At 29.9% G+C, this 18,361-nt stretch carries 17 protein-coding genes and 1 pseudogene; 12 read left to right on the top strand and 6 right to left on the bottom strand.

The window, feature by feature from the left end; all coding sequences use genetic code 11:
• Positions 1-69 precede the first annotated feature (69 nt).
• The 8 genes and pseudogenes from BST83_RS04065 to BST83_RS04030 form a co-directional block, all read left to right on the top strand.
• A pseudogene (locus tag BST83_RS04065) lies at positions 70-666 on the top strand (TolC family protein); the annotation flags it as partial.
• A 75-nt stretch (positions 667-741) separates the two neighbouring features.
• Complete coding sequence (locus tag BST83_RS04060) at positions 742-3,120, top strand: TonB-dependent receptor (protein WP_104808689.1); 2,379 nt, start codon at positions 742-744, stop codon at positions 3,118-3,120.
• 7 nt (positions 3,121-3,127) lie between these two features.
• Positions 3,128-3,958 carry a DUF4249 family protein gene (locus BST83_RS04055; protein WP_104808688.1) on the top strand — a complete coding sequence of 277 codons (831 nt, stop codon included), beginning with the start codon at positions 3,128-3,130 and terminating at the stop codon, positions 3,956-3,958.
• 308 nt (positions 3,959-4,266) lie between these two features.
• Positions 4,267-4,725, top strand: a complete 459-nt coding sequence (locus BST83_RS04050) for a hypothetical protein (RefSeq protein ID WP_104808687.1) — start codon at positions 4,267-4,269, stop codon at positions 4,723-4,725.
• A 249-nt stretch (positions 4,726-4,974) separates the two neighbouring features.
• On the top strand, positions 4,975-5,877 hold the full coding sequence (locus BST83_RS04045; RefSeq protein ID WP_104808686.1) for an IS1595 family transposase: 903 nt from the start codon (positions 4,975-4,977) through the stop codon (positions 5,875-5,877).
• A gap of 79 nt (positions 5,878-5,956) precedes the next feature.
• Positions 5,957-6,769, top strand: coding sequence for an N-acetylmuramic acid 6-phosphate etherase (gene murQ / locus BST83_RS04040; protein WP_104808685.1), 813 nt, complete (start codon positions 5,957-5,959; stop codon positions 6,767-6,769).
• Complete coding sequence (locus BST83_RS04035; protein WP_104808684.1) at positions 6,766-7,011, top strand: DUF6095 family protein; 246 nt, start codon at positions 6,766-6,768, stop codon at positions 7,009-7,011. The genes murQ and BST83_RS04035 overlap by 4 nt, the downstream gene beginning before the upstream one ends.
• Before the next feature lie 54 nt (positions 7,012-7,065).
• Entirely contained in the window at positions 7,066-8,079 is a 1,014-nt protein-coding gene (locus BST83_RS04030) for a DUF6695 family protein (RefSeq protein ID WP_104808683.1), read from the top strand.
• A gap of 183 nt (positions 8,080-8,262) precedes the next feature.
• On the opposite strand, the gene BST83_RS04025 is transcribed toward BST83_RS04030, so the two are convergent.
• The 4 genes from BST83_RS04025 to BST83_RS04010 form a co-directional block, all read right to left on the bottom strand.
• The gene (locus tag BST83_RS04025; RefSeq protein ID WP_104808682.1) at positions 8,263-9,633 is read right to left on the bottom strand and encodes a pyridoxal-phosphate dependent enzyme; all 1,371 of its coding nucleotides are present in this window, start codon (positions 9,631-9,633) and stop codon (positions 8,263-8,265) included.
• 397 nt (positions 9,634-10,030) lie between these two features.
• Positions 10,031-10,993, bottom strand: a complete 963-nt coding sequence (locus BST83_RS04020) for a sodium-dependent bicarbonate transport family permease (RefSeq protein ID WP_104808681.1) — start codon at positions 10,991-10,993, stop codon at positions 10,031-10,033.
• Between the two features lie 87 nt (positions 10,994-11,080).
• The gene (locus tag BST83_RS04015; RefSeq protein WP_104808680.1) at positions 11,081-11,404 is read right to left on the bottom strand and encodes a hypothetical protein; all 324 of its coding nucleotides are present in this window, start codon (positions 11,402-11,404) and stop codon (positions 11,081-11,083) included.
• Positions 11,405-11,411: 7 nt separating this feature from the next.
• Positions 11,412-11,657: a hypothetical protein gene (locus tag BST83_RS04010; RefSeq protein WP_104808679.1), complete on the bottom strand. Its 246-nt coding sequence runs from the start codon at positions 11,655-11,657 to the stop codon at positions 11,412-11,414.
• Between the two features lie 81 nt (positions 11,658-11,738).
• Here BST83_RS04010 and BST83_RS04005 point away from each other — a divergent pair, with 81 nt between their 5' ends.
• Positions 11,739-12,662, top strand: coding sequence for a LysR family transcriptional regulator (locus BST83_RS04005; protein ID WP_104808678.1), 924 nt, complete (start codon positions 11,739-11,741; stop codon positions 12,660-12,662).
• A 1-nt stretch (position 12,663) separates the two neighbouring features.
• Here BST83_RS04005 and BST83_RS04000 read toward each other — a convergent pair whose 3' ends face one another.
• Positions 12,664-13,899, bottom strand: a complete 1,236-nt coding sequence (locus BST83_RS04000; RefSeq protein WP_104810779.1) for an ABC transporter permease — start codon at positions 13,897-13,899, stop codon at positions 12,664-12,666.
• 4 nt (positions 13,900-13,903) lie between these two features.
• Here BST83_RS04000 and BST83_RS03995 point away from each other — a divergent pair, with 4 nt between their 5' ends.
• Entirely contained in the window at positions 13,904-15,178 is a 1,275-nt protein-coding gene (locus BST83_RS03995) for an exo-beta-N-acetylmuramidase NamZ family protein (RefSeq protein WP_104808677.1), read from the top strand.
• Between the two features lie 147 nt (positions 15,179-15,325).
• On the opposite strand, the gene BST83_RS03990 is transcribed toward BST83_RS03995, so the two are convergent.
• Positions 15,326-15,850, bottom strand: coding sequence for a YkgJ family cysteine cluster protein (locus BST83_RS03990; protein WP_104808676.1), 525 nt, complete (start codon positions 15,848-15,850; stop codon positions 15,326-15,328).
• Between the two features lie 1,190 nt (positions 15,851-17,040).
• Between BST83_RS03990 and BST83_RS03980 the strand changes: the two genes are divergently transcribed.
• Positions 17,041-17,406, top strand: coding sequence for a hypothetical protein (locus BST83_RS03980; RefSeq protein ID WP_205853547.1), 366 nt, complete (start codon positions 17,041-17,043; stop codon positions 17,404-17,406).
• A gap of 72 nt (positions 17,407-17,478) precedes the next feature.
• Positions 17,479-18,357 carry an IS982 family transposase gene (locus BST83_RS03975; RefSeq protein WP_104808411.1) on the top strand — a complete coding sequence of 293 codons (879 nt, stop codon included), beginning with the start codon at positions 17,479-17,481 and terminating at the stop codon, positions 18,355-18,357.
• The last annotated feature ends 4 nt before the right edge of the window (positions 18,358-18,361 follow it).

Genomic DNA, 18,361 nt, shown 5'->3' with positions numbered 1-18,361 from the left:
ATTTCTCAGCTTAATCTAAAACAAATGATTACTTAACATCTAAAGTTACAAAAAGCTTTAGAAGAAGCAAAAGAAAATAGAAAAGCAGTAATAGAGTTTAGAAGAAAACGTTTACAAGCAGCGCAAAATGTTGCTGAAGTTATTGGTAGTAATAGGTTACAGGTAAGGTTAAATGCTAATTTTGGTATCTCACAACAAGGAGCCGTTTTTAATGATTTATTTCAAAACTATAACCAACAACAAAATGTAAGTTTATCTCTAGGGATACCAATTTTAGATTGGGGCGTTTCTAAATCTAAAAGAAAATTAGTAGAAGCAAATAAAGACTTAGTAAATACAAATATTGAGCAAGATGAGCAAGAGTTTGAACAAGAAATTTACTTGCATGTTTTAAATTGGCAAAATCAACGTAACTTTTTGGAAACGTCGCAAAAAGCACAAGAGATTGCCATAAAAAGATATGACATTACAAAGAAAAGGTTTGTACTTGGTAAAATTACAATTACCGATTTAAACTTAGCGCTTCAAGAAAAAGACAGATCCGTGCTGCAATACTTAAATTCTTTAGAAAATTTTTGGGTAGATTATTATACACTAAGAAGATTAACATTGTATGATTTTATAGAAAATAAAAAAATTGAAGTTAACGACATTCTTTATAATTAAGTGTTGTTTAACATTTTATTAGCAGATTAAAAACGTATTTTTGTTGACTAAATTAAATAATATATTAAACAAGATATGTTTCATTTCAAAAAAATATTTTATATAATTTTTCTGCTCTCTTTACACGCTTTTAGTCAGGAAAAATCAACAATTAGTGGTTCTGTGTATGATGCAAATAATAACGAAACTTTAATTGGAGTCTCTGTTTATTTTCCAGAATTAAACTCAGGAACCACTACTAATGAATACGGCTTTTACTCAATTACACTTCCTACAGGAATTTATAAAGTTCAAGTTAGCTATTTAGGTTTTACATCCATTGTTGAAACAATTAACTTATCAGAAAAAATAACAAAAAACTTTAAACTAACGGAAGAAGCTGAAAGTTTAAATGAAATTGTAATCGAGGGTAACATCGAAAAATTAAATGTCAGAACTCCGCAAATGAGTGTTAACAAACTAACTGCTGCAACTATAAAACAAATTCCTGTTGTGTTAGGTGAAGCAGACATTATTAAAGCCTTATTGCTTTTACCTGGTGTAACAAGTGCTGGTGAGGGTGCTTCTGGCTTTAATGTGAGAGGTGGCGCAGCTGATCAAAACTTAATTTTATTAGATGAAGCAATTGTGTTTAATTCTTCGCATTTACTTGGTTTTTTCTCAGTTTTTAATCCTGATGTAATTAAAGATGTTAAATTATATAAAGGCGGAATTCCTGCACGTTTTGGAGGAAGATTGTCATCCGTATTAGATATTTATCAGAAAGAAGGCAATAGTAAAGATTTTAATTTAACGGGTGGAATTGGTTTGGTTTCAAGTAGATTGTTAGCAGAAGGCCCAATTGTAAAAGAAAAAAGCTCTTTTATCGTTGGTGGAAGAGCCTCTTACGCACACTTATTTTTACCACTTTTTGATAATGATAACAAAGCTTATTTTTATGATTTAAATAGTAAAATTAATTATAGATTTAATGATAATAACAACGTATTCTTATCCACTTATTTTGGAAAAGATGTCTTCGGAATTAGCGACAACTTCGTAAATAAATACGGAAATACAGTTGTTAATTTGCGTTGGAATCATTTATTTTCTGATAAAATATTTTCTAATCTTTCAGCAATCTACTCTGATTATTTCTACGGATTAATCTTAGATTTTGTTGGTTTTGAATGGAATTCAGGCATTACAAACTTCAACTTAAAATACGATTTTAAACATTATTTAAATGATAATTTTAAATTAAGTTATGGTATTAATAACATTTATATAAAATTTAATCCTGGAGAAATCGTACCAAATAGAGCCGATTCCGGAATTCAATCAGAAAAATTAATTGACAAATATGCCAATGAATTTGCGGCATATTTAGAAGCTGAACATTCCATTAATGACAAACTTACCCTGCAATACGGAGCTCGTTTTAGCAACTTTACACGTTTGGGACAAGATGAAATAAATGTATATGCAAACGACAATCCTGTAATTTACAATTCACAATTTAAAAAGTACGAATCTGCAGAAGCAATCGCTACAGAGTCTTACAAAAGAAGCGATGCCTTGGCAAGTTTTAACAATTTTGAGCCACGAATTTCGCTTTCTTATTTACTAGATAATCAAACTTCATTCAAATTAAGTTACAATAGAATGGCGCAATATTTACACTTACTTTCAAATACCGCATCTCCTACTCCATTGGATGTGTGGGCGCCTAGTGGAAAGTTTATAAAACCGCAGTTGTTAGATCAATTTGCTGCCGGATATTTTAAATCCATCAAAAATGGAGATTATTCTCTAGAAACCGAGGTTTTCTATAAAGACATTCAAAATAGAATCGATTATACTAATGGTGCAAATTTAGTTGCCAATAACGAAATTGAAACTGTTATTTTAAACGGGCAAGCGAGAGCTTATGGTTTAGAGGTTTTATTTAAAAAGAACGAAGGTGATTTTAAAGGTTGGCTGGCGTATACGCTTTCTAAATCTGAGCAAAAAACGCAAGGAAGAACTGCGAATGAGCCCGGAATAAATCAAGGTGAATGGTACAATACACCGTACGATAAAACCCACGATATTTCTATAAATACTAGTTATGAATTGTCTAAAAAATGGCTATTTAATGCCAACTTTTTGTTTCAAACAGGTCAGCCTACAAATTACCCTGTAGGTCAATATGAAGTTCAGGGTTTAAATGTGCCAATTTATAACGATAATACAAGAAATGCAGACAGACTTCCGGCCTATCACAGGCTTGATATTTCTGCAACTTTAACTCCAGAAAGCAATAAAAATAGAAAATGGCAAGCAGAATGGGTTTTCGGAATTTATAATTTATATGGAAGACAAAATGCAGCTTCTATCAATTTTAGACAAAACCGCGAAACCTTTCGAAATGAAGCAATTCAGACTTCCATTTTTGGTCTAGTACCTTCTGTGACTTATAATTTTAAATTTTAAATTGATAATGAAAAAACTATATATACTCTCCGTTTTATTAATTTTTCTTTTTACAAGTTGTGAAAAAGTAGTAGAAATTGATGTCCCCTCGATTGAACCAAAATTAATTATTGATGCTTCTTTTGAAATCTTTTTTGATAAAAGCCCTGTAACTGCAAAAGTAAATGTAAAATTGACCTCGTCTGCTGATTATTTTGATGAAATAATACCTGTTGTAACAAATGCAATTGTATTTTTAACTGATTTATCAAACAATACAATTATTGTTTTTTCTGATTCGAATGCTGATGGAAGTTTCGAACCTATAACCCCTTTTATACCTGCGGATAATAAAGCCTATGAGTTAACGATAATTTATAAAAACGAAACTTATAAAGGAGTTGCAACTAAAGTGAAATCGACCCCATTTATTGACGTTTTTCAAGGTGATCAAACACTTTTTTCTGGAAAAGAAACAGAGTTAAAAGTATCATTTTTTGATGCACCGATTGTAGAAAATTATTATTTATTTGATTTTAGCAAAGATTTATTTCTAACCATTGACGACCGTTTTTTTAATGGTGCTGAATATAACTTTTCTTTCTTTTATCAAGAAGACGAATTAGTACTTCCTGAGACAGTAACTCTAAAAATGTCTGGAATATCTAAAGACTATTTTTCTTATTTTAGAGTTTTGGTTAATCAAAGCGGACAAAATTCTGGTGGTCCTTTTGAGTCCGTTCCTTCTTCATTATTAGGGAATATGATTAATACAACAAACGAAGATAATTTTCCTTTAGGATATTTTCATATTTCAGAAACAGACACTTTTACAGTAGATTTGGTTCAGAAAAACTAGAAATATTTTTTAATTTCATGGCTGTTAATAATTTGAGAACTCAAAACAGGTTGCTACTATTTATAATGAAACAAAAAAATTATGACTCGTTTTCAATTAATAAGAAATTAAATACAACTCCATATATTAAAAATTACTATATTTAACAAAACTTAAACTGGTTGTCTTTTTGACGGTTCCCGAATTTAAATAGTAAATTCTTACCACAGAAAAAAGTAACCAACTTCACATAAAAGTACGAGTAATCTTAAAGAAAAGCCTGTCGGATAAGTTGAGAGTTCAGTTATAAATAAAATTATCTTTCTAAAATGGAATCAAAGAACAAAATAAAGGAAAATGAATGGCTTAAATTATTGCAAGAAGCTATTAAAGAAGGCGTTAAAATTCAAGTAAATCATCGGTTTAAATACAAAAATAAAGGTTTAGGTACTTTTCTAACTTCTGCAAAAAGAAGTAATAAAATTGAATTAATTGAAAAAATAGAAAGTTTAGGTATCAATTTTAAAATGTATAGCAAAAAACCTGAAGACTATTTAGAAAAATACATTTTACAACTTTCAACACGGAAAAAACCAAATAAGCAGCAATTTATCACAAGATTTAATGCTTATATTTTACCTAGAAAAGGATTACTAAAAGAGCAAACCATAGAGCAAATAAATAAACTTTGGGAAAAAGATTTAATGAAAAAAGGAAATGGACAAAACCTGAAACAGATCTTGATAGAATTCAATATTGGAAAGATTTTAGATATAATGGAAATATAAATCCCGAAGGAAAATGGTTTCACTATAGAAAATATATGGGGAAATTATACGGCTGGGTGTATTCTAGAAAAAAAGACGAACAAAAAATGAGTTTAATTAAAGCGCATTTTACTAAAAAGGAATTATCCGAATTAAAAAAAGAAGGCTTTTAGAATAAAATCTATATATAAATTACTCATTTAAAACTAATATAAAATTTTTGAGTTAGTCATTTAATTTCCGTATATTATAACCTTTAAAACAAGAGATATGGAACAATTTGAAGGTCAAGATATACTAAACTTTATAAAAGAATTACCAAATGATGCTGCGTGTAAAGCGTATTTAGCCAAAATAAAATGGCAAGATGGATTTACTTGTATGAAATGTGGTCATACCAAAGGCTGTGAAAAAGTAGATTATAGATACCATTGTTATAACTGTCAACACGTAGAAAGCGCCACTGCAAACACCTTATTTCATAAAGTTAAATTTGGATTGCAAAAAGCCTTTTGTGTGGTTTTTGAAATGAGTACAAGTAGTAAAAGTATTTCAAGTATTCAAATGGGAAAACGTTTTAGCATTCGCCAAGGAACAGCGTGGTATTTCATGCAAAAAGTGCGTAAAGCAATGAAAAGCAGTCAAAAATATCCTTTAGAGAAATTAATCCATGTTGATGAATTTACTGTTGGAGGGAAAGAAGAAGGCAAACAAGGAAGAAGTTATGATACGAAAAAGAAAAAGGCTGTTATCGCAGTAGAATTAACAGATGGCAATAAAGTTAAAAGAGTTTATATCAGATCCATCAAAGACTATTCTGCAAAATCATTAACCCCGATATTTGAAGAGCATATAAGTACATCTGCTAAAATAGTAACTGATAAATGGAGAGGTTACCAACCTTTAAAAGAGATGTATGACATTGACCAAATATATAGTAATAATGGTGCTAATTTCAAACAATTACACATTGTGATTATGCAAGTTAAGTCATGGTTGAGAGCAATACCAACCCATGTAAGTAAATGGCATATTCAAGCATACTTTGATGAGTTTTGTTTTAGAATTAATCGATCTCAATTTAAAACCAGCATATTTCATAAAACGATTAATAGAATGGTAGAAAGTAAACCAATATATCAAAATCAAATAAAACAGACGCTAAGCGTATAACTCAATAAAATTTATTTATTCAAGCACAAATCAATAAGTTTAAAACTATGGTTTATAAAAAAAATGTATTTTTGATATAATGAAATTTATAAAAACCACAGAGCAAGATTCGAAATACAATCATCTAGAAATGATGTCGATATCTTCAATAATAAGAAATATTAATAGTGAAGACAAGACTGTTCCTTTAGCGGTAGAAAAATCTTTACCACAAATAGTAAAATTAACAGAACAAATTGTTGAAAAATTAAAAATTGGTGGAAGACTTTTTTATATTGGCGCAGGCACTTCTGGAAGGTTAGGAGTTCTAGACGCCTCGGAATGTCCGCCAACTTTTGGTGTTCCCCATGAATTGGTTGTTGGTTTAATTGCTGGTGGAGATTATGCTATTAGAAAAGCTGTGGAATTCGCCGAAGATTCTAAAAATCAAGGTTGGTTAGATTTGCAAGAACATTCTATTTCTGACAAAGATGTTGTTATAGGTATTGCTGCTTCTGGCACAACCCCTTACGTAATTGCTGCTTTAGAAAAATGCAATGAACACAACATTATTACAGGTTCTATTTCTTGCAATCAAAATAGTCCTTTAACCTTAACTGCAAAATTCCCTATTGATGTTGTTGTTGGCCCAGAGTTTATTACCGGAAGTTCCAGAATGAAAGCAGGAACTGCACAAAAACTAGTTTTAAATATGATTTCAACTGCCACAATGATTCAATTAGGTAAGGTAGAAGGCAATAAAATGGTGGATATGCAATTATCCAACAATAAATTGATTGACAGGGGTGAAAAAATGATAGTTAAGGAATTAAATATCGACCAAAAAGAAGCTCGTAAATTATTACAAAAATTTGGAAGTGTAAGAAATGTTATTCAAAATTATAAAAAATGAGTACAGACGTAAATTTATTAAGTAAAGCATTAATTAGATTGGGAATTTTAGTACTATTTTTTATTGCTTCACCAATCATCACTACCATGGGGTTTAAGGCTTTGAATAGATTTACGGAAGCTCCATATATATATATTGCATATGCTATCATTTTAGCTGGCTTAGCGTCGTTAATTTTCACTATTATCTTCGCTTTTAAAACTTTTAGGATTCTTAAAGACGCGATTTTTACAAGCAAATAAATTACTAGAACTAAAAATTTATCAAAAGTTTTGATTCAAAAAAAACATGTTTGAATGAAAAATAGTGTAGCAGAAAATGCGATTATAGTTATTATATCTTATCCGGATACCATTGTAAGGCCAACTTATTGGGAACCTTCCAGTAAAATTTGGCCGAAAATTGGTATTGGAAATGCCCATGCTGTTCAAGCAGGACATGCAGCATTATTATTGATAAAGAAAAATGAGCCCGAAGTTAAATATTTTGATTTTGGCAGGTATATAACTTCCTATGGAAATGGCCGAGTTCGGTCTTCTGAAACAGACCCAGAACTTCATATCCCTTTAGAAGCAAGGTTTAAAAATAATAGAATCTCAAACTTAGATAGTATTTTATTATGGTTAGAAAAACATCCTGAAAAAACTCATGGAAAAGGACGGTTAATTGCCAGTATAAATCACAAAATTAATTATGATAATGCTATCAAATTTATACATAAATTAGTTGATGAAAAAGAATATCCTTACGGTGTTTTTATAAAAAAAGCCAGTAATTGTGCTCGATTTGTAACTGATACCCTTATAAATTCTTGCACGAATAGAATAATTACTTTAAAACTAAAAAGTTCTTATTTACTAACTCCAAGCCCTATTGGAAATACATTAAAAGGAAAAACCGTTAACAAAGTTTACAACGTAAAAAATCAAAAAATAGAGATTTATAAAAATAGATCCATTTTAAAAGAATATAAGGCAACCTTTTTTAAAAAGTTTGATATTGAGCTCAATTTAATAGGCACCGAATTACCTGATTTTAAATACTTTAATTTAAACCAAGGCACTTGGCTTTCTGGCATTGGAAGTGGCGCTTGGTTTCATATTGATGAAAAATTAGATCATTTAAATTATAAAATATCCAGACATACTTTAAAGGGAAAGAAAGATTTTGAAGGTTATTTTACTGCGAATGACCCTTCTTTTAACTTCAGCCTAAATCATACATTTATGCATCCGTCTAACTGTAAAGAAATGTACATCAAACAAAACGATAAAGAATATATTTTCAAACCGTTAGGAGTAAACTTTTAATTTACACTGGTGCCAAATCTTGTAAAGATAAATACTTCTTAATTCTTTAAGAACAATAAAAAATCACAAAATTTCTTTGTATCATTAAATACATTGTAAATATGAGTTTATCATCAATAAATTTCGTTGATTCGAATAAAATTAACCATGAAGGCAGTAAATATTCGATTTAATTATTAAAACCTACATAGCACTAATAATATCGTATTTAGTTATTATTTGATGATTTCCATTTTCTAAATCTACCAAAACCGCTTGATTTTCTTTCGTTATCAATTTAGAAATTACTTCTAGTTTGGTAGATTTTTTCACGATTGGATAAGGTTTGCCCATAATTCCTTTCAATGGTTTTTTTGCAATATCCTTATCGGCAATAAAATGATATAACAAAACAGATTCATCTATTGAACCTACAAAGCCGTGCGCATCTTTTACTGGTATCTGTGATATCTTAAACGTTTTCATTCGCTCAATTGCATGCGAAACCAACTCTTCTGTTTGAGCCGTAATCATCGGAGTATTATCATGGCTTTTAATTAAATCTGCAGCAGTTTTAATTTCTTCCTCAATAAATCCTCTATCTCGCATCCAATCATTATTAAACATTTTACCAACATATCTACTTCCATGATCATGAAATAAAACCACTACCACATCGTCTTTTGTAAAGTGTTCTTTTAATTGTAGCAACCCTTTTACAGCAGCTCCAGCAGAGTTTCCTAAAAACATACCTTCTTCTTTTGCTAAACGTTGCGTGTAAATTGCAGCATCTTTATCGGTTACTTTTGTAAAACCGTCAATAACTCCAAAATTTACGTTTTTAGGTAAAATATCTTCTCCAATTCCTTCTGTTATATAAGGATAAATCTCATTTTCATCAAAAATACCTGTCTCATGATATTTCTTAAACACGGAACCGTAAGTATCAATTCCCCAAATTTTCACAGTCGTCCCTGCTTCTTTAGCTTTCATTTTTAGATAACTTCCAACACCAGAAATTGTTCCACCTGTTCCTACTCCAACTACAAAATGTGTAACTTTCCCTTCCGTTTGTTCCCAAATTTCTGGACCTGTACTTAAAAAATGTGCTTTACAATTACTAGGATTGTCATATTGATTTACGTACCAAGAATTCGGAGTTTCCTCTCCCAATCTTCTAGAAACCGAATAATAAGAACGTGGGTCGCTGGGTTCAACGTTTGTAGGGCAAACCACTACTTCTGCACCAACTGCTCTTAAAATATCTATCTTTTCTTTAGATTGTTTGTCGGCCATTACAAAAATACATTTGTAGCCTTTTACAATTGCCGCTAAAGCCAAGCCCATTCCTGTATTTCCAGAAGTTCCTTCAATAATTGTTCCACCAGGTTTTAAGCGTCCATCTGCTTCTGCATCGTGTATCATTTGCACTGCCATTCTATCTTTTACCGAGTTTCCTGGGTTAAAAGTTTCGTATTTAGAAAGCACCAAACAAGGCAATTCTTTTGTTAAAACATTCAATTTTACTAAAGGTGTGTTCCCAATAGTTTCTAATATATTTTCTGCGTACTTCATTTCGTGATTTTACAAGTGCAAATGTAATTTATTTTTTGTGCGTTCCCAAAAGGTCTTGCTTTCATTACTGGCTTTTTTTTGTTTTGTTGTTTATATAAATTCGTTTTTTTTGCAAATTCACTCAAACAGCCAACTAAAAAAGAGCTCAAACATGTCATTAAATCGCGAACCCAGCAAGTCTAACTGCTTTTAGCGCAACTATTTGTAGGTTGATAATTTGCGTTTGCTATTAAAAGCAGGCGAATAACTATTGATTTTCTTACCCATTTTAAGCATAACTTCTAGAAAGTTTATAAGGAATATATAAAATTCTATCGAGAAGAAGCTTAAAAGAAATAGAAAAAACATCACCTAGATTCAAAAGGCCCTCAGCGTATGGAAAAACTAAATTATAATGTTAACAAAGTCCAATAATATATAAATAAAAAGGCATGCCAATGGTAATATTAAATGGAAAAGTAATAGCTAGTGCCATAGAAATATAAAGGCTTGGATTTGCTCGAGGAGCTGACAATTTCATTGCAGCAGGCACTGCTATATAAGATGCACTTGCTGCTAAAATAGCCATTAATAACCTATTACCAACTTCTTCCATGAACAAACCGCTAATTACTGCGACTAAACAACCATTTAAAATCGGAATTATAATTGCAAAAGATAATACAAACCAGCCTTTTTTAATTAGAGCTTTTAGTTTCCCACCACTAGTAATTCCCATATCTAATAAGAAAACTGCTAAAAAACCTTTAAAAAGATCTGTTGTAAATGGCTTAATTCCTGCTGCTTGAGCATCATTTGTTAAATACCCGACCAATAAACTACCTAAAATTAAAACCACACTTCCATTTGTTAAAGAATGATGAACTACACTTTTAAAAGAAGTTCTGTTCTTTTTGTCTTTGTTATAGATTGCGATTAATAACACACCAACAATTATAGAGGGAGCCTCCATTAGAGCCATAACTGCTAACATATGTCCGCCAAAAGCAATGTTAGACATTTCTAAAAAAGAGATAGTCGTTACAAAAGTTACCGCACTAACAGAACCATAAGCAGAAGCGATTGCACCTGAGTTTTCTACACTTAGCTTAAGTCTTAAAATATAGTAGCAATAAATAGGTACTATTAATGCTAACAAAACCCCAAAAAATAAAGACCAAATGATTTCTGATGTAATAACACTATGAGCTAATTCTTGACCTCCTTTAAAACCAATTGCTAATAAAAGATAGAGAGAAATAAATTTAGAGGAGTTCTCTGGAATTTTTAAATCGCTTTTTAAGTTTACGGCAATTAAGCCTAAAAAGAAAAATAACAATGCTGGGTTTGTTAAATTATCTAGTAAATAATGAAAATCCATAAATTAAAGTTTGAGCGTAAAAAAAAGCAGAGAAACCTTTTACAAGAAAAAATTTCCCTACCAATTAATTCAAATTTATAATGCTAACTAATCTCCTAATGAAATATGTATTGTACTTGATATTTTAATATTGGAACTTGTTCCTTCTAAAGACATTAAAATTGCCTTCACCTCTGCTTTATCCTTTATTAATTCTGTAATTCTAGAGTTATCATAAGTACATTCATCATGCATATTACCCTCTGTTATTGACAATCTCTGTAATTTATGAAAATTGATTTTTACATCTACAACATTATTTATAATGTCTAATGCTTCTCTTTTCGTGAATACACCATCAATTAATTTTAAATGTTGATCTATTGTAAATCCATTTATTGTCTTTGATACTTTTAAAGCTTCGTTTTCCATAATTTATTTATTTAGAAATATTGTTAGAATGAGCATTTTTAATACAAAATACAAGTAGTAGAATAGCCTGAGAAATAAAAAGATCTTTTAGAAAAGGGCTTGAAGTTTTAATAGCCACAATATTTAAAATTAACATGCATATAATTACAATAAACTGTAAGAATCGAATTAATTGCGTTTTTGTAACTTGAATTACAAAATCTTTGTTTAAAGAATTGGTTTGTTCTGATGGTTTAATTACTGTCTGACTCATTATCTTATTTTTTTACAAAGAAATGCAGTTTATTTTATATATTTTTATTTATATTTATTATGAATTACATAAAAATATTTTATGACCTATACATTGCATCAATTAGAAATTTTTAGAAAAGTTGCTGAAGTTAAAAGTGTAACTAAGGCTTCCGAACAACTTTTTTTAACTCAACCCGCTGTTTCTATTCAATTAAAAAACTTTCAAGATCAATTTAATTTACCACTTTTTGAGGTTGTTGGCAGAAAACTATATATCACAGAATTTGGCGAAGAGATTTCTGAGACAGCTTTTAAAATTTTGGAACAAGTGGAGACTATTAATTATAAATCTGCGATTTTTGAAGGAAAATTAGCAGGAAAATTAAAAATTGCAATGGTTTCTACAGCTAAATATGTAATGCCTTATTTTTTAGCAGATTTTATTAAAGAGAATCAAATGGTAGATTTAACGATGGATGTTACCAACAAAATGAAAGTAATTAGAAGTTTAGAAAATAATGAATGTGATTTTGCATTGGTTTCAACAATTCCTAAAAAACTAAGCATAGAACGCATCGAATTAATGAAAAACAAGCTATATTTTGTTGTGAAAAAAGATTATGATACATCAAAAAAAACGATGCTAAATGATTTAAATAAATCTTTATTTATTTTTAGAGAAAATGGATCTGCAACTCGTCTGGCCATGGAAAGGTATTTAATAAAACATAAAATTACAATTCATAAAAAAATGGAACTTAAATCTAATGAAGCTGTAAAACAAGCAATAATTGCTGGCTTAGGCATCTCCATAATGCCAATTATTGGTATTAAAAACGAGCTACAAAAAGGAGATTTACAGATTCTTGACATAAAAGATTTACCTATAGAAACCTATTGGAATTTAATTTGGTTGAAATCAAAAAATTTATCTTCTGTTGCAAAAGCTTTTAAAAAACATATTGAAAAAAATAAAGAAAAAGTTATTAATGAACATTTTAATTGGTTTTATAATTACCACTAAATTAGGCAAACTTAATTGACTTTGAAGGGCTAATTTTTGTGATGATAAAAGATGGGATTATCAACATTAAAAAACATAAAACTAAAGTACCAATATTCAAAAGTAAAATGGCTGAAAACGAGATATAAACTGGCATTGTTGTTACATAATAGGTCTCTGGATTTAAAGTAATTACCTTAAAATAATGCTGAATAAAAAGAATTGATAACCCAATCACGTTTCCCCAAAAAAGTCCTTTTAAAATTAGATAAGAGGCGTTGTATAAAAATATTTTACGAATGCTTGTGTTGTTACTTCCTAATGCCTTTAAAATACCAATCATTTGTACACGTTCTAAAATTAAAACAAGTAAAGCAGTGATCATGTTTATACCTGCAATTAAAATCATAATTGCAATAATAAACCAAACATTATTATCGAAAAGTTCAATCCATTCAAACACATTTGGATATGCATTTACAATACTTTTGCTTGTTAAAGTAGAAGGTATTTCACTATAAATTTCTTCGTTTTTTTTATCAACTTCATCAAAATCATCAATCAGCACTTCAAAACCACCCACTTCATTAGCCGTCCATTTATTTAATTTTTGCACTTCCCGGATATCGCCAATCATCATACTTTTATCAAACTGTAAAAAGCCGGTGCTGTAAATACCGCAAATAATATATTTTTTATTGGAAGGTAATTTGCTATTTGCTGTTTTTATAAAAGTTGCTAAAATAGTATCATTCAATTTTAGTCGCAAACGGTTTACAATTGTTTCCGAAAGCAAGACCTCCTTGGTTCTATCTTGATTAAAATCTGGGACTTTGCCAACTATTAAATATTCTTTAAAAAAAGACCAATCATAATCTGTGGAAACGCCTTTAAAAATAATACCTTCAAAATCGGTTTCTGTTCTTAAAATACCGGCTTTATTAGCAAAAACTTGTACATTTTTCACGCCATCAATCGTTAAAAATTTAGGATAAAAATCTTGATTCTTCGAAATCGGAGTCGTAGAAACATCAGAATTATTAGAATCGTAATTAACAATTTGAACATGCCCTTTAAAACCCGCCATTTTGTCGCGAATTTTATATTGCAATCCTGCGCCAGTTGCTACAGCAATTAACATAATAATGATTCCTAACGCAATTGCAGTGATTGCAATTTTTATTATTGGCGAGGAAATACTATTTTTATACTTTTTGCCGGCAATAATGCGTTTGGCTATAAATAACTCGTAATTCAAATTGATGATAAATTTTAAACCTTTCAAAAGTACATATTTATGCTGGTTTTTGGCAATGAATTTTATCCTAATTTCTTGCGCTATAAAAACGAATGTAAAAGATTTACCAATCGAAATTCCAAATGTATATGCCGAAAAATTAATCTTAAAAACGGGATCGGAAAGAACACATTTATATCTCCGATTATTAAAAGGAAAAAATATTGCTATTGTTGGCAACCAAACTTCTATTATAGAACGAAATATAAAGCAGGAGGTTGGAAGCAACAAGCAAAACGAGATACATTTAGTTGATAGCTTGCTGTCTTTAGGTATAAAAGTGAAAAAAGTTTTTGCACCAGAACACGGATTTCGTGGAAAACATGATGCAGGAGAAACCATAAAAGACGGTTTTGACACTAAAACAGGCTTACCAGTTATTTCTTTATATGGAGAAAATAAAAAACCTTCTGCAGATCAACTAAAAAATATTGATGTTGTTATTTTTGATATTCAAGACGTTGGTGCGCGTTTTTATACGTATATCTCTTCTTTACATTACGTAATGGAAGCTTGCGCGGAGCTGGAAATTACGGTTATACTTCTAGACAGACCAAATCCGAATGGACATTATATTGATGGACCAGTTTTAGAATTTGAGCATAAAAGTTTTGTTGGGATGCATAAAGTGCCTGTAGTATACGGAATGACCATTGGCGAATATGGACAAATGATTAATGGTGAGAAATGGTTAGAAAACGGAATTCAATGTGATTTAACAGTGATTCCTTTGCAAGGTTACACCCATAAAACGGAGTATAGTTTACCCGTAAAATCATCACCAAATTTACCAAATGACAAAAGCATTAACCTCTACCCTAGCCTCTGTTTTTTTGAGGGGACAAACGTTTCTGTAGGTCGCGGAACTGAAATGCAATTCCAAATTGTAGGAAACCCAGAGCTGGGGCTAAAACCTTATAATTTTGAATTTACTCCGAAACCAAATGAAGGCGCTAAATACCCAAAACATAACGGTGAAATTTGCTACGGATACGATTTAAGAAAAGAAAAAAAGTTAAACCGAATTGAATTAAAGTGGCTTATCGATTTTTACGAGAGTCATAAAAACTATTCTAAAGAAAAGCAATTTTTTACTATTTTCTTTACCAAATTAGCAGGGACAAAAAAACTGCAACAGCAAATTGAACAAGGCTTATTAGAACAAGAAATTAGAAAAACCTGGGAAAACGATCTGGAAGAGTTTAAAATAATTAGAGGGAAGTATTTACTTTATGAATAATTATAATAATTAACAAAGGCAGGAACCAATGATAAATTATCATCCATCAAAAAAATAAGCTTTTGGTTTTTGTAAAGAAAATAATAATTTTCAAAATTTACTTAAAATTAAGACTTATCAGAAATGATAAACAAAAAAAATTATCTATTAACTTCTCACTTTTTTCTCATTATAGTCATATGGCAAACGTTTTTTAAGTGCTTCCACAATATTATACGCTGCAGGACAAACCTCGGTATTTGCAAGTGTTAAATCTGTAATTTGAATAAATTTACGTCTATTTGTATGTGGATATTCTGAACATGCTTTTGGGCGAACATCATAAATAAGACATTTATTATCAGATTCATCAAAAAACGAACAAGGCGCAGTTTTTAACACCATAAAATCGTCTTGATCTCTTTCTAAATACTTCCCTTTAAAATCAACAACTTTCATTCTCAAGTGCTTAGAAATACGCTCTGTGTCTTTCTCTGTAAAAATTGGGCTGGTAGTTCTACAACAATTTCCACAGTCTAAACAATCTGTTTTTGCAAACTCTTCATCATGCAATTCTTGCATTACATAATCTAAATTTTTAGGCGTTCTTTTCTTTAAATTTGCAAAATATTTTTTACTTTCTTTTTTAGCTTGTTCAGCTAATTTTGGCAGTTTTTCTAGACTTGTTTCCATGTTGCAAAAATACAAATATTATGTCCCTTAAAATTTATATTCCCACAAACTTTAAAAATGTTTTAGATCAAATTAAGCAACTTAGTGCCTTATTTAACAGAAATACAATCCCTTTAGTGACTAAATTAACATAAATTTAGTCACTAAAGGTGTTTTTCTATATTTGTACTATGAAAAATGAAATAGAAAGAGCTATCGCAGAAAATATTTATAAAAAATTACAACCAAAGAAAGTATTGCTTTTTGTTGGAGCACGACACGTTGGAAAGACTAAATTTATCAAAAGTTTTTAAAAAAGTATGCTTCAAAAAATGTTTTAAAATTAAATGTAGAGTACAAAGAAGATACAAGTTTACTTTCTAAAAGAAACGTTGCTAATTATAAAAGACTGCTTTATGGTATTGATTTATTAGTAATTGATGAAGCGCAGCATATCAAAAACATTAGTTTCATAAGGTTGTTCGTTACAACTTTTTAGTTTAATTGATTCAAATTTAGTGCTTTTATTTTAAAGACTTCATGGGTTTCTGTAAAAATTTCAGGATCTAATTAATTCAATTTTTCTATTGCATTAAAGGGCGTTTTAACTTTGAGTTCTTTTCTTAAACTGCCGTGTCTCCTATTTAAGAAGAACTGAGATAAAAAAGACTCCTAAATGGATGTCCTTTAAAAGTTAAGGTTAGGAGAAAATAGGCACAAGTATTAAGACATTGTTCTTTTTCTAACAAGCAATATTTCATCATCTGAGAAAGACATCCAACCAAAATCATATACCCAAAAAAAGGTTTTATTCTTGCTATTAATATGCAAATGTGTATTGTACTTAAAATTAAATTTCTTTTTTTCTAGCAGTATTCTAGGCACTTTTTTTTGTGACAAATTTTTCCCTAAAACTTCTAACAATATGGATCGATTTCTATGTAAAATGATATCGATATCTTTGACAGCAATGGCCGTTACTTTTCGTAAATTAATATGATAATAATTTTTACATCGCTGCGAACAAAATTTCTTATCGCTTCGTCCTTTTACTAAGTTATTACATATTTTACATTTCATATACCTAACAAAGGTACGTTTTATATGTTTTTACACGCTATTCGTTATTAACGGTTAGTATACGCCTATATTTAAATCAACTTCATAATGATACAATTATCTTTTATATTTGAGAGATTAATAGGACTACTATGCATAATATACCAATTATTTATCAGCCTTTAAAGAATGCAAAACGCATTAAAATTTATATCCCTTATGAACTAAAGGAACTACGTACTACCTTTAAGAAAATTAATACCACTTTTTGGCATCCCAATCAAAAGTTATGGTCTATTATGTATACACAAGAAAACGTGGCACTGATAAAAAACCTTTTTGGTAAAAACTATAAAATAGTAAATCAGGTAACGCCTACTCCTATTGAAAAAAGACCGCTTAACCAATATGCAATCGAACAGCTTTTTAGATTGGAAAAAGCGTTAGTTTTAAAGAAGTATAGTGCCTCGAGTGTGCGAACCTACAAGAATATGTTTAGCACCCGTTGTGCATTATAAATAGTTAAAAAAAGTTATTCATTTGACTATTAAAAGTCGTATATTTAATTGACAATCAATCGATTAAATACGATGAATAACTTTAGAGCAAATTACGATAAAATTTTAGAAGTCTTAGCCACAATTACAGAAAAGGAACAATTTTTACGTCAAAACAGGAAACCAAAACTAAAAGACATTGAATTAATCGCTATGAATTTAACAGCAGAATATATGGGTATAGACAGTGAATGTCAGTTGTTTCGGGATATTCCAGAATATTTGTTTGCTAAAATAGAGCGATCAGTTTACAATAAACGGAAGCGAAAATTATTTTTTGCCATTGAATTTATAAGAACTCAACTCTCCAATAAGTTCACGGAGTTTGAAAACTATTATGTAGTAGATAGTATGCCTTTGGAGATTGTAAAACTCTCAAGAAGCGGGAGAAGTAAAGTTTGTAAAGAGTACTTTTATTCAGCCCCAAATAGAGGTTATTGTGCTAGTCAAAACATGCATTATTATGGCTATAAAATACATGCTGTTTGTTCTATTGATGGCGTGTTTAAAAGTTTTGATATTAGCAAAGCTTCTGTACATGATATTCATTATTTAAAAGACATTAAAAATCAGTTTAATAACTGTGTGGTTTTAGGGGACAAAGGATACCTAAGTGCTGACTATCAGTTAGATTTATTTGAGAGTAAACAAATTAAATTAGAAGTTCCAATGCGTAAAAATCAACAGAATTACAAAAAACAAACGTATATTTTTAGGAAGAAAAGAAAACGAATTGAGACCTTGTTTTCTCAACTTTGTGACCAGTTTAAAATACGGAATAATTATGCGAAAACTTTTGAAGGTTTTAAGACAAGAATTCTCTCAAAATTAACAGCACTAACTATCATTCAATACATTAACAAATTTGTTTTTAATAGGAATATAAACAATTTAAAAGTCAATATTGTTTAAATGC

The organism is Polaribacter filamentus, from assembly GCF_002943715.1.
GTDB lineage: Bacteria > Bacteroidota > Bacteroidia > Flavobacteriales > Flavobacteriaceae > Polaribacter > Polaribacter filamentus.
The sequence above is the reverse complement of the archived record's forward strand: the minus strand, read 5'-3'. Positions and strand labels throughout refer to the sequence as shown.

Excerpts from the sequence above, each read along its gene's own strand:
- BST83_RS04060 (WP_104808689.1), top strand. The coding sequence starts at position 742 with ATGTTTCATTTCAAAAAAATATTTTATATAATTTTTCTGCTCTCTTTA.
- BST83_RS04055 (WP_104808688.1), top strand. The coding sequence starts at position 3,128 with ATGAAAAAACTATATATACTCTCCGTTTTATTAATTTTTCTTTTTACA.
- BST83_RS04050 (WP_104808687.1), top strand. The coding sequence starts at position 4,267 with ATGGAATCAAAGAACAAAATAAAGGAAAATGAATGGCTTAAATTATTG.
- BST83_RS04045 (WP_104808686.1), top strand. The coding sequence starts at position 4,975 with ATGGAACAATTTGAAGGTCAAGATATACTAAACTTTATAAAAGAATTA.
- murQ (WP_104808685.1), top strand. The coding sequence starts at position 5,957 with ATGAAATTTATAAAAACCACAGAGCAAGATTCGAAATACAATCATCTA.
- BST83_RS04035 (WP_104808684.1), top strand. The coding sequence starts at position 6,766 with ATGAGTACAGACGTAAATTTATTAAGTAAAGCATTAATTAGATTGGGA.
- BST83_RS04030 (WP_104808683.1), top strand. The coding sequence starts at position 7,066 with ATGAAAAATAGTGTAGCAGAAAATGCGATTATAGTTATTATATCTTAT.
- BST83_RS04025 (WP_104808682.1), bottom strand. The coding sequence starts at position 9,633 with ATGAAGTACGCAGAAAATATATTAGAAACTATTGGGAACACACCTTTA.
- BST83_RS04020 (WP_104808681.1), bottom strand. The coding sequence starts at position 10,993 with ATGGATTTTCATTATTTACTAGATAATTTAACAAACCCAGCATTGTTA.
- BST83_RS04015 (WP_104808680.1), bottom strand. The coding sequence starts at position 11,404 with ATGGAAAACGAAGCTTTAAAAGTATCAAAGACAATAAATGGATTTACA.
- BST83_RS04010 (WP_104808679.1), bottom strand. The coding sequence starts at position 11,657 with ATGAGTCAGACAGTAATTAAACCATCAGAACAAACCAATTCTTTAAAC.
- BST83_RS04005 (WP_104808678.1), top strand. The coding sequence starts at position 11,739 with ATGACCTATACATTGCATCAATTAGAAATTTTTAGAAAAGTTGCTGAA.
- BST83_RS03995 (WP_104808677.1), top strand. The coding sequence starts at position 13,904 with ATGATAAATTTTAAACCTTTCAAAAGTACATATTTATGCTGGTTTTTG.
- BST83_RS03990 (WP_104808676.1), bottom strand. The coding sequence starts at position 15,850 with ATGGAAACAAGTCTAGAAAAACTGCCAAAATTAGCTGAACAAGCTAAA.
- BST83_RS03980 (WP_205853547.1), top strand. The coding sequence starts at position 17,041 with ATGCATAATATACCAATTATTTATCAGCCTTTAAAGAATGCAAAACGC.
- BST83_RS03975 (WP_104808411.1), top strand. The coding sequence starts at position 17,479 with ATGAATAACTTTAGAGCAAATTACGATAAAATTTTAGAAGTCTTAGCC.